The sequence below is a fragment of the Actinomycetes bacterium genome, assembly GCA_036510875.1.
Lineage (GTDB): Bacteria > Actinomycetota > Actinomycetes > Prado026 > Prado026 > DATCDE01.
Genome location: DATCDE010000305.1, coordinates 1 through 12,898, shown reverse-complemented (window position 1 = coordinate 12,898; position 12,898 = coordinate 1). Strand labels below are relative to the sequence as shown.

The following is a 12,898-nucleotide window of genomic DNA, read 5'->3' as shown; positions in this document are numbered from 1 at the left end:
CGTCAGCGGCGGCGGCGGCGCCGTAGCTGGCGGCCAGCCGCTGCAGGAAGTGCCGCTGGGACAGCTCGTACTCCTGGGTGCCCACCGTCTCGATGACGTGGGTGGCCAGCATCGAGCCGACCTGGCAGCACCGCTCGGGGGACAACCCCCAGGCCACCCCCGCGAGGTAGCCGGCCCGGAAGGCGTCCCCGACCCCCGTCGGGTCGGCGATCTGGTCCTCGGCCGGGCAGCCGACGACGACCGGCGGCCCGCCGCGCCGCTCGACCATCGCGCCCTTGGGGCCGAGCGTGGTCACCCGGGTGCCCACCCGGTCCAGGATCTCCTCCCCGCTCCAACCGGTCTTCTGCTCGGTGAGCGCCGCCTCGTACTCGTTGGTGAACAGGTAGGCGGCCCCGTCGATGAGCTGCCGGATCTGCTCGCCGTCCATGCGGGCCAGCTGCTGGGAGGGGTCCGCCGCGAACGGGTAGCCGCGGAAGCGGCACTCGTCGGTGTGCCGGAGCATCGCCTCCGGGTCGTCCGGGCCCACCAGCACGACGTCCGGTCGGCCCACGCGCGCGGCGATCGGCTGCAACTCGATGGAGCGTGCCTCGCTCATCGCTCCCGCGTAGAACGACGCGAGCTGGTTCTGGTCGTTGTCGGTCGTACAGATGAACCGGGCCGTGTGCCGCACCTCGGACACGTGCACCGAGTCGGTGTCCACCCCGTGCCGCTCCAGCCAGGACCGGTAGTCGTCGAAGTCCGCGCCGACCGCGCCGACAAGGACGGGGCGCAGCCCCAGGCAGCCCAGCCCGAACGCGATGTTGGCGCCCACCCCGCCGCGCCGGATCTCCAGCTCCTCCACCAGGAAGGACAGCGAGACCTGGTCCAGCTTCCCGCTGACTAACGAGTCGGCGAACCGCCCGTCGAAGGTCATCAGGTGGTCAGTGGCGATCGAGCCGGTGACGACGACGCGCACGGCACTCCCCCTCGTGTGGTGCCGGGTGGACGACGACAGCGAACACTACTCATGGGTAGACGTTCCCTCTGGCCCGGTCACGTGCCTACCGTGGCTGGCATGAGCAACGGATCGCCCGCCCGGCCGCCCTTCGACGGGCTTGGAGCCGACTTCCCGGACGGCGAGTCGGGCCTGCCCGGCCTGGTCGCCGACGGTCGCGCCATGCGCCTGCGCACGGTGCTCGACCTGCCCGCCGAGCCGGCCCACCCGGCCTCCCCGGCGACCGACGTCCGAGTGCCGGACAGCGCCGCCGACCTGCTGGCCGAGCTGGGCGGCTACGGCGCCTGACGGCCGACCATCAACCACGAACGGGGCGGCTCCCGGTGAGGGAGCCGCCCCGTTCGACGTCTGGTCAGGCGCTTAGTGGAAGGAGTCGCCGCACGCGCACGAGCCGCTCGCGTTCGGGTTGTCGATCGTGAAGCCCTGCTTCTCGATGGTGTCGACGAAGTCGATGGTGGCGCCGCCGAGGTAGGGCGCGCTCATCCGGTCGGTGACGACCTTGACGCCGCCGAAGTCGGCCACGACGTCGCCATCGAGGGACCGCTCGTCGAAGAACAGCTGGTAGCGCAGACCCGAGCAGCCACCAGGCTGCACGGCCACGCGGAGCGCGAGGTCGTCTCGACCCTCCTGCTCGAGCAGCCCCTTCACCTTCACCGCAGCGGCGCTCGTGAGGAGGACTCCACTGGTGACGGACTCGTCCTGGATCGTCATGCGTGCGACTCCTGATAGGTCGGTGGTCGGGGCTATGCGTGCGACTGACCCGTCCAACGCCGGGGCGGTCGCCGGTGTTCCATCGTGACACAGGATCCCGGAAAGCTCACGTGTCACCTGACCGACGATCTTGGCGTCCAGGTGCGGGCCACCCGCTCGGCCAGGTCGGCGAGCCGGGCGGCCGGCTCAGCCAGGGCCGCGGCCACGGAGCCGGCGGTCTCCTCCACGGCGTAGGCCGCGTCGATCCCGGCGGCGGCGAACTCGCGGCGGCCCACGAGCACCCGCCCGGCCAGCACCACGCACGGCCGGGCGGCCCGCTGCGCCGCCCAGGCGACCCCGCGCGGCACCTTCCCCTGCAGCGAGGTCTCGTCGAAGGTGCCCTCGCCGGTGAGCGCGAGGTCGACCTGCTCCATCCGCTGGGGCAGCCGCAGCGCCTCGACGACGGTCTGCACGCCGGGCACCCGGGTCCCGCCGAGCAGCATCAGCCCGTAGCCCAGGCCGCCGCCGGCCCCGGCGCCCTCGGCTGACGCGTCGCCGCCGGACTGCTTGGCCCACTCGGCGAGGCGCACCTGCAGGTCGAGGACCTGGTCGCGGTCGGCGCCCTTCTGCGGGCCGAACACCGCCGCGGCGCCGTTGGGACCGAGCAGCGGGGCGTCGACGTCGGTGGCCACTGCCAGGGGGATACCGGCCGGCCAGGACCCGGCGCCGCCGAAGGCCTCGACGCAGGGCTGGCCACCGTCCGTGGACGCCGTCCCGCCCACGCCCACCACCACCCGCCCGGCACCGACGTCCAGCGCGGCCCGCAGCAGGTCGGCGACCCCGGCGCTGCTGGCCTCCATCGGGCGCCGGCGGTCCGGCGGCAGCAGGTGCAGGCCGCAGGCCTGGGCCACCTCGACGTACGCCGTGCCGTCCGGGGCGAGCAGCACCGTGCCCGGGGTCGGCTCGCCGAGCGGGCCGTGCGCGGTCACCTGGACCAGCCGGCCGCCCAGGGCCGCGTGCAGCACCTCGACGAAGCCGGGGCCGCCGTCGGACAGCGGGGCCAGGTCCAGCAAGGCCCCAGGGTCGTGCCGCCGCCAGCCGGCGGCGATCGCGGCCGCGGCCTGCGGGGCGGTCAGGGTGCCGGCGAACTTGTCCGGGGCGATGAGGACGCGCACCCGGCCCATCCTCCCGTATCCGCCGGACAGCCGATCGCCGTACCCTGGCCTGGTGACGAGTCCCTCCGACGCGGCCATCAACAACGGGGTCACGCCCAGCCCGCTGGCCCTGCTGCTGCTCGGCCGCGACGCCGACCCCGACTCCGAGCGGGGGGTCGAGTGCCCCGGTGACCTGCCCCCGGCGTCCGACCCGGACCTGGTGGAGCGGGCCCGCGCGGCCAAGGCTGCGCTGGGTGAGAAGGTGTTCATCCTCGGGCACCACTACCAGCGCGACGAGGTCATCCAGTTCGCCGACGTCACCGGTGACTCGTTCAAGCTCGCGCAGAACGCCGCAGCGCACCCGGAAGCGCCCTACGTCGTGTTCTGCGGCGTCCACTTCATGGCCGAGTCCGCGGACATCCTGACCGGGGCCCGCCAGCAGGTTGTGCTGCCCGACCTCGCGGCCGGCTGCTCGATGGCGGACATGGCGGCCATCGGGCAGGTCGAGGACGCCTGGGACGTGCTGGCGGACGCCGGAGTCGCCGAGGTGACCATCCCGGTCACCTACATGAACTCCACCGCGGCGATCAAGGCGTTCACCGGCCGGCACGGTGGGTCGGTGTGCACGTCGTCCAACGCCCGGCGGGCGCTGGAGTGGGCGTTCGGCCAGGGCCAGAAGGTGCTGTTCCTGCCGGACCAGCACCTGGGACGTAACACCGCCGTGCTCGAGCTCGGGCTGTCGCTGGCCGACTGCGTGGTCTTCGACCCGCACCGGCCCCACGGCGGGCTGACCCCGGATCAGCTACGCGCGGCGAAGATGATCCTGTGGCGTGGCCACTGCTCGGTGCACGGACGGTTCACCGAGCAGACCGTGCACGACGCGCGGGAGCGGATCCCCGGGGTCAAGATCCTGGTGCACCCCGAGTGCCGCTACGAGGTGGTCACCCAGGCCGACCTGATCGGCTCGACCGAGTTCATCATCAAGACCATCGAGGCCGCCCCGCCCGGCTCGAAGTGGGCGGTCGGCACCGAGCTGAACCTGGTCAAGCGGCTGGCCGAGCAGCACCCCGAACAGACCATCGTGTTCTTGGACAAGACGGTCTGCTTCTGCTCGACGATGAACCGGATCGACCTGCCGCACCTCGTCTGGGCTCTGGAGAAGCTGGTCGACGGCCAGGTGGTCAACCGGATCGAGGTCGACGCGGACGTCGCGCGCTGGGCGAGGGTGGCCCTGGACCGGATGCTCGCGCTGCCCGAGCTCGGCGCCACCGACTGACCGGTCGGCGTCAGCCCACTCGCGGCCACGGGAAGGGCGCGAGGTCGGGCTCGACCCACTCGCTGCGCGCCTGCGGACCGGCGAGCGTCTCCGGTCGGTAGAACCGGGTCAGCAGCTGCTGGTCGAGCAGGGCCGGGTGCTGCTCAACGAAGGTCGGGAAGTCGCCCGCCGTGCTCAGCGCCGCATGCTGCCCGACCAGCTCGACCCAGGCGCGGGTCATCGTCACGTGGTACTTCTGCGGCGCGCCCGTGGAGCTGGCTACCCGCTGGAGGCCCTCCCCGACCACCCCGGTCGCTTCCGCGACGCCGTACCGGCGGATCGCCAACCAGGTGAGGTGGACGTGCTCGCGATGGCCGAACCGCTCGGCGGTGGACATCACCTCGGCCATCAGCGCGTCGAAGCCCTCCGGCCCGGTCACGACGACACCTCGGTCAGCGCCCGCAGGGCCGTGCGCAGCCCGTCCACGGTGGCCGGTGGCAGGCTGGCGAGCGCTCGCCGCTCCAGGTCCTCGACCGCGCGTCGCACCCGACCCGCCACGGTCCGGCCGGACGGCGTCAGCTCGACGACGACGACCCGACGGTCCCCGGGGCGGCCACCCCGCTGGATGAGGCCGCGGCGCTCGAGCCGGTCCAGCACGCTCGTCACGGTGGTGGGACGGGAACCGACGTCAGCGCCGAGCTCGGACACGGTGCGCGCTCGCCCGTCGGCCAGGTTGGCCAGCGCGTTGATCTCCGACGCGGTGAGGTCCAGGTCGGCCAGGTCAGCGGCGAGCGCGTGCAGCGTGACGTGGGTGGCCCGCTGCAGCGCCAGGATCGCAGATGTCACGATCTCGGATTATACGGTTTCGTAGCCGTATCGAAACCTAGACGTCGTCGAGGGTGAAGTTGCCGGTCGGAGCGTCCGGGTCCGCACCCCCCGTCGGCGGCGCATCGTTGGCCGGCTTGGCCGCCGCGGCCCGGTGCTCGTCGACGGCCGTGAGCGCGGCCTCGACGGCGTCATGGCCGCCACCGCTGCGCTGCTCGTCGTAGTAGGCCTCGCCGAGCGCCTTGAGCAGGTCGCCGTCCGACTTGGCGGCCTGCATCTCCCCGATCTTGGCCTGGCCCTGCTGGGCGGCCTGCTGCGTGGCGGCCATGGCCTTCTCGGCGGCTTCCTTGGCCTTGTCGAGGAATCCCATCAGTCGTTCCCTCCCAGAATGCTTCCGAACGGGTTGGACGCCTTCTCGTCGTGACCCAGCCGCGCGTTCTTCACGATCGCGTGCGACAGGCTCTCGATGGTCATCGACTGCAAGATCACCGTACCGTCACCCTCCAGGGTGGCGAGGTTGAACCCGTTGCCCCCGAGGACGGCATTCGTCATGACCTGCAGGTTGAGCCCGCCGACCCGCTCGATCCCGTAGGTGATCGAGTCCTCGAAGGCCACGATGCAGCCGGTGTGCACCTGGATCTTGCCGCCGTACTTGGCCGGGTTGAGCTCGATGAAGTTGCCGGCCCCGGCCACGAACACGGTGCCGACGCCGGTGAACTTCTCTAGGATGAACCCCTCGCCTCCTCGCAGACCGGACCGAAGGCCGCTGAAGGCGATGTCGAAGTGGACCGTCGACTCGGCCCCGACGAAGGCGTCCTTGTCCGCGTACCAGCCGCGGGTGCCGTCCAGCTCGAGCGCGCGGACCTCGCCGGGCAGGGTGCCGGCCAGGCTCACCAGCCCGCTACCCCCCTGGGGGGTGAAGTGCTGAAAGGCGATCGACTCCCCCGCCAGCATGCGTTTGCCCATGGACGCCGCCATGGCTGCCAGGCCGGCCTTTCCGCCCGCGGAGGGAGCGCTCGGATCCCCGATGCGGGTCTGCACGCCCACGTTGACCGTCTTCCAGAGGAACTTGCCGGCCTCCGCGTAGACCGTCTGCCCCTCTCCGACCTGGCAGACGATCATCTGCATCGCGTTGCCGACGATCTTGTGCGCGATGGTCATGGGTCGGCGCCTTCCGTTGCTGGGGTCAACGTCACGGTAGGACCCGCAGACGTCCGCGGGGCGCGACTTCACTCGAACCGGTGACCGGCCAGCGGAGGGTCCGGGCGTCAATAGGGGGTTCTTCGTGGTCCGCCGGGGACGCCTTCGATGCCGGCGGCGCTGGGGCCCAGTCGGGGCCGGTGGGTAGGTCGGTGGGGCCGCGGGTGTCGTGCCGACCGGTGGGGCTGGTCCAGGTGAACCGCCGGGGGGTGGGCTGGGCCAGCGCCCAGCCGGGGACGCCCGGGCGCGTCGTCCCAGCCCAGCAGCGTCGACGCCGCGACCACCACATCGGCCCGCCAGCGGGGCCGCCGCCGCACCCGGCGGCCCGCTCGACCCGACGGCAGCGCGGGCAGTGCGGGTAGCTGGGGCACCGCGGTGCCGGTAGCGATCGCGGTGAACACCCCCACCAGGGCGTCCGCACGGCGCGTGTCCAGCCCCCGCGGGTCGTCCGGCCCGGCGCTCGAGTGCGCGAGGGTGGTCAGGGTGTTCCACACCGTCGCCGCGTCCTGCGGCGCCAGCCGCGCACACACCTCACTCATCCCGTCCGGGGTCTCCCACTTCGACACCCCACGGGTCGCCACCGCGTGGGCGGAGGGTTTCGTCTGCCCGGGGTGTGGTGGGGCGAGTACTGGCGCGCGGGCCCAACGAGAACCACATGGCTGACTTCACTTAAGCAGATATGGGGGCCATGTGCGCGAGTCTAGCGACGACCACCGACAGCCGAGCCGGCTCAGCTCACAGGCCGGGCGCGCCCCAGACGGGGAACCAGCGGGTCAGGTCCTGCTCCACGCGCAGATCGTCCTTGACCAGGTCGCGTACCTGCAGCTCCAGCACGTTGTCCCGGCTCTCCTGCTGCCCCGCGACCGGGGCGAACGGGTAGAACGCACCGCGCTTGAACAGGTAGACCAGGGCAAGCCGACGTCCCGAGCCGTCCGCGAACGACGCCAACGAGCACAGCAGCGTGGGTCCGAACCCGGAGTCCTGCAGGGACGAGTTGACCGCGTGCAGGTCGGTGACGAGCGAGCCCACGTCCGGCGGGTCGGTGCGCAGCAGCAGCCAGGTGAACCCGTAACTGTCCACCGAGGCCTGGACGGCGGGTCCGCCGCCCACGGCCAGCAGCTGGGTGACCTCGGCCTCGACGTCGTCGAAGGCCTTCCCCTCGGCGGCCCGGAAGGCCACCGAGCCGAGCCCGGTCGGGCGCAGCCCGAGGGACGCCTCCAGGCTGATCGCGGCAGCCGGCAGCCCGAACAGCTGGTCGAGGTCCGGGCGGGCCGGCTTGGTCCGGCCGAAGATCGAGTCGAGGAGTCCCACGCTGGGTCGAATCCGCCGTCCGGCTCAGGCCTGGCCGAGCTGCGTGGCGATCTTGGCCAGCTGCTCGAGCCGCTGCTCCAGCGGCGGGTGCGTGGAGAACAGCGTCGACAGCGAGAGCCCCTGGGACCGCGCCGGGGTGAAGAAGAACGCGTTGAACGCCTCGGCCTTCCGCAGGTCGCGGCTCGGGATGGCCGCCATGTCGCCGGACACCTTCTGCAGCGCCCGGGCCAGCGCCGACGGCTTGGCCGTGAGCAGCGCTCCGCTGCGGTCCGCGGACAGCTCGCGGTACCGCGAGAGCACCCGGATCAGCAGGAACGAGAGCGCGTAGACGACAACGCTGACCACGAGGACCACGAGGAACACCAGAGCGGCGTTCTGGTCGCGGCGGTCCCGGCCCATCGAGCTCCACATCATCGCGCGCGTGAGGAAGCCGGCCAGCACCCCCACGAACGACGCGATCGTCATCACCGCGACGTCGCGGTGCGCCACGTGGGACAGCTCGTGGGCCAGCACACCCTCGAGCTCCTCGGCGTCCAGCCGCCGCATGAGACCCGTCGTGGCGCACACCACGGACCGGCCCGGGGACCGGCCGGTGGCGAACGCGTTGGGGATGTCGGTGTCCGCGATCGCCACCCGCGGCTTGGGCATGTCCGCCAGGGCGCACAGCCGGTCGATGACCGCGTGCAGCTGGGGAGCCTCCTCGGGGGTGACCACCCTGGCGTGCATGGCGTACAGGGCCACCGAGTCGGAGAAGTACCACTGGAAGAACAAACCGGCCGCGGCGATGCCCAGGGCCAGCCAGGCGGGCAGCCCGATGACCATGAGCAGGGCCATCAAGACCACATAGAGCAGCCCGAGGAGGAACATCGTCAGGACCATCCGGGTGGTCAGCCCGCGGTCCGCTGCGTAGCGGGTCTTCACGTCAGCCGGGAAGGAGCCCTTCGGCTCCCAGCAGGTCACGCACTTCCTCGATGGTGGCGTCCTCCGACGGCAGGACGACGTCCGAGCTGATCAGCGAGTCGTCCGGCAGCCGCGCACCGGCCGAACGGAGCTCGGCCAGCATCGCGTGCAGCGCGGACCGGAACGACTCCTCGTCGCCGGCCTCGACCGCCACGGCGATCTCGTCGTCGTGGGTGTTCATGGCCGCCTGGGCGTGGTCGGCCACCTCGTATTGACCCTCACCCATGATTCGGATGATCATGGCGTCTCCTCAGCGCTCTCGACCGGGATCGCGGGGGCGGCCTCGGCGGCTGGGGCTGACGTGCCGGCCGGCAGTCCGGCCGGGGCCGCACCCTGGCCGATCTCGCCCTTGAGCCGGCTCAGCTCCTGCTCCACGTCGGAAGAGCTGGACAGCCGCTCGAGCTCGAGGGTCAGGTCGTCCTTCGTGGTGCCGCTGGCGTCTTCGAGCGCGCCGCTGGCCATCAGCTCGTCGATCGCCCCCGCCCGCGCCTGCATCTGAGCGGTCTTGTCCTCGGCCCGCTGGACGGCCAGACCGACGTCGCTCATCTCCTCGGAGATGCCCGAGAACGCCTCGTTGATCTTGGTCTGCGCCTCCGCGGCCGTGTACGTGGCCTTGATGGTCTCCTTCTTGGTGCGGAAGGCCTCGACCTTGGCCTGCAGCCGCTGCTGGGCGGTGACCAGCCGTTCCTCCTCGCCCTGCAGCTGGGCGAGCTGCCCCTGCAGGTCGGAGATCTGCTGCTGGATGCCGGACCGCCGGGTCAGCGCCTCGCGGGCGAGGTCCTCCCGTCCGGCGGCGAGCGCCTGGCGGCCCTGGTTCTCCAGCTTGCTGCTCTGCTGGTCCAGGCCGGCCAGCTGCAGCTCGAGGCGCTTGCGCGACGTCGCCACGTCGGCGACCCCCCGCCGCACCTTCTGCAGCAGCTCGAGCTGCTTCTCGTAGCTGTAGTCGAGGGTCTGACGCGGGTCCTCGGCCTTGTCCAGCGCGCTGTTCGCCTTTGACTTGAAGATCAAGGTCAAGCGCTTGAAGAAGCCTGCCATCCGGCACGCCCTCCTTCGGGTCAGTCGGACCGGTCCCGGCCCTCCTGCCAGCCTAGGTGCTGTTGGCGCGGACCGGCGAGGGCTGGCGCAGGCGGAGGCGCCGCTACGCTGGCCCCGTGTTCCGCCGACGCAGCACCGACGAAGCCACCGAGGCCACCACCGCCGTCACCGACGGGTCCGGCAAGGGTCGCGCCACGCCCAGCCGCAAGGACGCCGAGGCCGCGCGCAAGGCCCGGCTCAAGGGCACCGCGGACCCCAAGGCGGCCAAGAAGCTGGAGCGCGAGCGGGGCCGCACCGACCGGATGCGGGCCCGGCAGGCTCTGGTGGACGGCGACGAGCGCTACCTGCCGGCCCGGGACCAGGGCAAGGCGAAGTCCTACGCCCGGGATTTCGTCGACGCCCGGCGCTCGGCCGGCGAATTCATGCTGCCCGCCGTCCTGGTGTTCCTGGTCCTCAGCTTCATCCCGAACAACCTGGTCCGCGGCTACTCGATCATCGGGTTCTACCTGTACATGCTGCTCGTGCTGGTGGACACGTCTTTCCTGGCCTGGCGCACCCGCCGGGCGGTCGCCCAGAAGTACCCCGACGACACCACCAAGGTCGGCATGTACGCGGCGCTGCGCGCGCTGCAACTGCGCCGGCTGCGGCTGCCCAAGCCACGCGTGCGCAGCGGCGCCAAGGTCTGATCATCCCGCCCGGGCCGGGGTGACCGCGCTCGCATAGAGTCGGGCGCATGGACTTTCGATACCTCGGCCACAGCGGCTTGAAGATCAGTGAGATCGCGTACGGCAACTGGATCACCCACGGCTCGCAGGTCGAGGAGGACGCCGCGAAGGCGTGCGTCCGGGCCGCCCTGGACGTCGGGATCACCACCTTCGACACCGCCGACGTGTACGCAGGGACCCGGGCGGAGGAGGTCCTCGGCCGGGCGCTGAAGGGCGAGCGCCGCGAGGGCCTGGAGATCTTCACCAAGGTCTACTGGCCGGTGGGTCCGGGGCCGAACGACCGCGGGCTGTCCCGCAAGCACATCCTCGAGGGCATCAACGGCTCGCTGCGCCGGCTGGGCACCGACCACGTCGACCTGTACCAGGCCCACCGCTACGACGTGGAGACCCCGCTCGAGGAGACGATGCAGGCGTTCGCCGACGTCGTCCGCTCCGGCAAGGCCCTCTACATCGGCGTGTCCGAGTGGACCGCGGACCAGATCCGTGCCGCCGCCGAGCTGGCCCGCGAGCTGCGCGTGCCGCTGATCTCCAACCAGCCGCAGTACTCGATGCTGTGGCGGGTCATCGAGGCCGAGGTGGTGCCGGCGTCGCGCGAGCTGGGACTGTCCCAGATCGTCTGGTCGCCGATCGCCCAGGGCGTGCTCACCGGCAAGTACCAGCCCGGCCAGCCGCCGCCGCCCGGCTCCCGCGCCACTGACCCGACCGGCGGGAACTTCATCAAGGCTTGGCTCACCGACGACGTCCTCGCGCCGGTCCAGCAGCTGCGCCCGCTGGCCGACCAGGCCGGGCTGACCATGGCCACCCTGGCCGTGGCCTGGGTGCTGCAGAACGACAACGTGGCCGCGGCGATCATCGGCGCCACCCGCCCGGAGCAGGTCGTGGAGAACGCCAAGGCGGCCGGCGTGAAGCTGGACGCCGACCTGATGGCAGCGATCGACGGGATCGTCGGCGACCTGGCGATCACCGACCCGGCCCGGACGGTGAGCCCCGAGACGCGCCCCTGAGCCAGACCTAGCCAGGCGGGAAGAGGCTCATCGGGCCGTAGACCTCGACGCCGTCCTCGAGCAGCACGACCTGCTCGACGCCGGCGTCCAGCAGCTCGCGCCACGTCTCGCCCAGCCAGGTCTCGGCGTCCGACTGGGTCGGGAACGAGCCGGTCGGCAGGTCGCGCGCCCCGGCGTCCAGGGGTGCTCCGTCGCGGGACTCGTACCGCCAGGTCCAGGCCATGGACGACACCCTACGACCCACGCCCGGAGTCACAGCGGGTCTGCTTTGACTCGGCAGCCTCCGGCGTGGGACCGTCCGAACCAGACAACTCCACACGCGCCTGAGCGGGGGAAGTCCGGTTGAATTCCGGCGCTGACCCGCAACCGTAGAGCCGAGGCACCGAGCACATTTCGGGGCCCCGGCGAGCCGGGATACCCGCCCAGGAGCGAGCGGCTCCCCCGTCCGTCGAGGTATGCGGGGCGGAGCCCGGGTCGACCCCGACCCGCGCCCACGCCTCTTCGCACCCGGTTGCACACCGGGGGCAAGAGGCGTGGTCGTGAGCGAGGCCAACGCGGGACACCGTCGCGGATCGCTCACACGAAAGGCGCTCCATGTCACGCACCACGGGCCGCACGGCCCGCGCCGCCCTCGGACTCGGCCTCGCGCTGGCGGCCCTGCTCGGCGCCGCCGGCCCGGCGACGTCCGCTCTCGCGTCGGCCCCCGCCAACCCGGCCGGGCTCTACGGCAGCCAGGACCCCACCTATGACGGCGTCTACCGCCAGTCGCTGGCGGTGCTCGCCCAGCTGGCCGCCGGCACCACCCCCGCCCCGGCCGCGGTCGCCTGGCTGACCGGCCAGCAGTGCCCGGACGGCGGCTTCGAGGCGTTCCGCGCCAACCCGGCCGTCGCGTGTGCGGCGCCGAGCTCGAGCACCTACTCCGGTGCGGACTCCAACAGCACCGCGCTCGCCGTCCAGGCCCTGGTCGCGCTGAAGCTGACCGCGGCGGCGGACCGCGGGCTGCAGTGGCTGACCGCCCACCACAGCGCGGACGGCGGCTGGGCCTACTACCCCGACGGCGCCGCGGGCAACGCCTCGGACGCGAACTCGACCGCGGTGGCGTGGAGCGCCTTCACCTCGGCCGGTTTGCCGCTGCCCACCAGCCCGGCCGGGCACACCCCGAGCGAGGCGCTGCTGGCCCTGCAGGTGGGCTGCTCCGGCGCGGCGGCCGACCAGGGCGCCTTCACCTACGCCGGGACCCCGAACGACTTCGCCAGCGTGCAGGCGACCCTCGCGGTGGCTGGCGGCTTCCTGCCGGTGCCCGCCGGGTCCCCGGCGAACGACACCCCGACCCTGACCTGCCCCGGGGGCGCGACCGATGCGTCCGGCGCGGCGGCCGCGGGTGCCGGCTATGTGGCCAATCGGCTGCTGGCCAACGGCGGCGGACTGCCCGACCCCAGCGGCTCGAGCGGGACCGACTACGGCAGCACCGCGAACGCCGTCCTCGCCCTGGAGTCGGCCGGGCACGGTGCCTCAGCGGCGCAGGCGGCGCTGAGGCTGCTGGCCGCCCACCAGGCCGTCTTCACCACCGCCAAGGGCGCCGACCTGCCCGGGTCGCTGGCCCTGCTCGTCCTGGCCGCCGTGGCCGGCGGCCAGGACCCGCATGCCTTCGGCGGCAGCGACCTCGTGGCCCGGCTGACCGCAACGATCACCCCGGCCGCCGCCGTGGCGGCGACGTCGTCGCCGTCCGCGTCGGTGACCACCCA

18 protein-coding genes and 1 riboswitch are annotated in these 12,898 nt (G+C 72.4%); of the genes, 5 read left to right on the top strand and 13 right to left on the bottom strand.

Going from position 1 to position 12,898, the window contains the following annotated elements; genetic code table 11:
• On the bottom strand, positions 1-955 hold a 955-nt coding region (locus VIM19_17830), incomplete at its 3' end, for a carbohydrate kinase family protein (protein ID HEY5186713.1).
• A 99-nt stretch (positions 956-1,054) separates the two neighbouring features.
• Between VIM19_17830 and VIM19_17825 the strand changes: the two genes are divergently transcribed.
• Positions 1,055-1,282 (top strand): hypothetical protein, encoded by a 228-nt coding sequence (locus VIM19_17825; GenBank protein HEY5186712.1) that lies wholly within the window; start codon positions 1,055-1,057, stop codon positions 1,280-1,282.
• A gap of 72 nt (positions 1,283-1,354) precedes the next feature.
• Here the strand turns inward: VIM19_17825 and VIM19_17820 are convergent, their stop codons facing one another.
• Both VIM19_17820 and VIM19_17815 read right to left on the bottom strand, forming a co-directional pair.
• On the bottom strand, positions 1,355-1,705 hold the full coding sequence (locus VIM19_17820; protein ID HEY5186711.1) for an iron-sulfur cluster assembly accessory protein: 351 nt from the start codon (positions 1,703-1,705) through the stop codon (positions 1,355-1,357).
• 113 nt (positions 1,706-1,818) lie between these two features.
• A complete protein-coding gene (locus VIM19_17815) occupies positions 1,819-2,859 on the bottom strand; it encodes a glycerate kinase (protein HEY5186710.1) in 1,041 nt (346 codons plus the stop codon).
• 52 nt (positions 2,860-2,911) lie between these two features.
• Here VIM19_17815 and nadA point away from each other — a divergent pair, with 52 nt between their 5' ends.
• Entirely contained in the window at positions 2,912-4,114 is a 1,203-nt protein-coding gene (nadA, locus tag VIM19_17810) for a quinolinate synthase NadA (protein ID HEY5186709.1), read from the top strand.
• A 10-nt stretch (positions 4,115-4,124) separates the two neighbouring features.
• On the opposite strand, the gene VIM19_17805 is transcribed toward nadA, so the two are convergent.
• The 9 genes from VIM19_17805 to VIM19_17765 all read right to left on the bottom strand — a co-directional run bounded on the left by VIM19_17805 (position 4,125) and on the right by VIM19_17765 (position 9,424).
• Positions 4,125-4,532, bottom strand: a complete 408-nt coding sequence (locus VIM19_17805; protein ID HEY5186708.1) for a hypothetical protein — start codon at positions 4,530-4,532, stop codon at positions 4,125-4,127.
• Positions 4,529-4,939, bottom strand: a complete 411-nt coding sequence (locus VIM19_17800) for a crosslink repair DNA glycosylase YcaQ family protein (protein HEY5186707.1) — start codon at positions 4,937-4,939, stop codon at positions 4,529-4,531. The genes VIM19_17805 and VIM19_17800 overlap by 4 nt, the downstream gene beginning before the upstream one ends.
• Before the next feature lie 37 nt (positions 4,940-4,976).
• Positions 4,977-5,288, bottom strand: a complete 312-nt coding sequence (locus VIM19_17795) for a hypothetical protein (protein HEY5186706.1) — start codon at positions 5,286-5,288, stop codon at positions 4,977-4,979.
• On the bottom strand, positions 5,288-6,079 hold the full coding sequence (locus VIM19_17790; GenBank protein ID HEY5186705.1) for an AIM24 family protein: 792 nt from the start codon (positions 6,077-6,079) through the stop codon (positions 5,288-5,290). The genes VIM19_17795 and VIM19_17790 overlap by 1 nt, the downstream gene beginning before the upstream one ends.
• Positions 6,080-6,186: 107 nt before the next feature.
• The gene (locus tag VIM19_17785; GenBank protein HEY5186704.1) at positions 6,187-6,699 is read right to left on the bottom strand and encodes a hypothetical protein; all 513 of its coding nucleotides are present in this window, start codon (positions 6,697-6,699) and stop codon (positions 6,187-6,189) included.
• 154 nt (positions 6,700-6,853) lie between these two features.
• Positions 6,854-7,429, bottom strand: coding sequence for a hypothetical protein (locus tag VIM19_17780; GenBank protein ID HEY5186703.1), 576 nt, complete (start codon positions 7,427-7,429; stop codon positions 6,854-6,856).
• 24 nt (positions 7,430-7,453) lie between these two features.
• Positions 7,454-8,389: a zinc metalloprotease HtpX gene (gene htpX / locus VIM19_17775; protein ID HEY5186702.1), complete on the bottom strand. Its 936-nt coding sequence runs from the start codon at positions 8,387-8,389 to the stop codon at positions 7,454-7,456.
• Positions 8,352-8,630: a hypothetical protein gene (locus tag VIM19_17770; GenBank protein HEY5186701.1), complete on the bottom strand. Its 279-nt coding sequence runs from the start codon at positions 8,628-8,630 to the stop codon at positions 8,352-8,354. The genes htpX and VIM19_17770 overlap by 38 nt, the downstream gene beginning before the upstream one ends.
• On the bottom strand, positions 8,627-9,424 hold the full coding sequence (locus VIM19_17765; GenBank protein ID HEY5186700.1) for a PspA/IM30 family protein: 798 nt from the start codon (positions 9,422-9,424) through the stop codon (positions 8,627-8,629). The genes VIM19_17770 and VIM19_17765 overlap by 4 nt, the downstream gene beginning before the upstream one ends.
• A 116-nt stretch (positions 9,425-9,540) precedes the next feature.
• Between VIM19_17765 and VIM19_17760 the strand changes: the two genes are divergently transcribed.
• Together VIM19_17760 and VIM19_17755 are read left to right on the top strand one after the other, a co-directional pair.
• Positions 9,541-10,110, top strand: a complete 570-nt coding sequence (locus VIM19_17760; protein HEY5186699.1) for a DUF3043 domain-containing protein — start codon at positions 9,541-9,543, stop codon at positions 10,108-10,110.
• Positions 10,111-10,157: 47 nt separating this feature from the next.
• Positions 10,158-11,153, top strand: a complete 996-nt coding sequence (locus VIM19_17755) for an aldo/keto reductase family protein (protein HEY5186698.1) — start codon at positions 10,158-10,160, stop codon at positions 11,151-11,153.
• 7 nt (positions 11,154-11,160) lie between these two features.
• On the opposite strand, the gene VIM19_17750 is transcribed toward VIM19_17755, so the two are convergent.
• On the bottom strand, positions 11,161-11,376 hold the full coding sequence (locus VIM19_17750; protein HEY5186697.1) for a hypothetical protein: 216 nt from the start codon (positions 11,374-11,376) through the stop codon (positions 11,161-11,163).
• Between the two features lie 107 nt (positions 11,377-11,483).
• Positions 11,484-11,573, top strand: a riboswitch (cobalamin riboswitch).
• Positions 11,574-11,747: 174 nt separating this feature from the next.
• Here VIM19_17750 and VIM19_17745 point away from each other — a divergent pair.
• A partial coding sequence (locus VIM19_17745) for a hypothetical protein (protein ID HEY5186696.1) occupies positions 11,748-12,898 on the top strand: 1,151 nt, incomplete at its 3' end.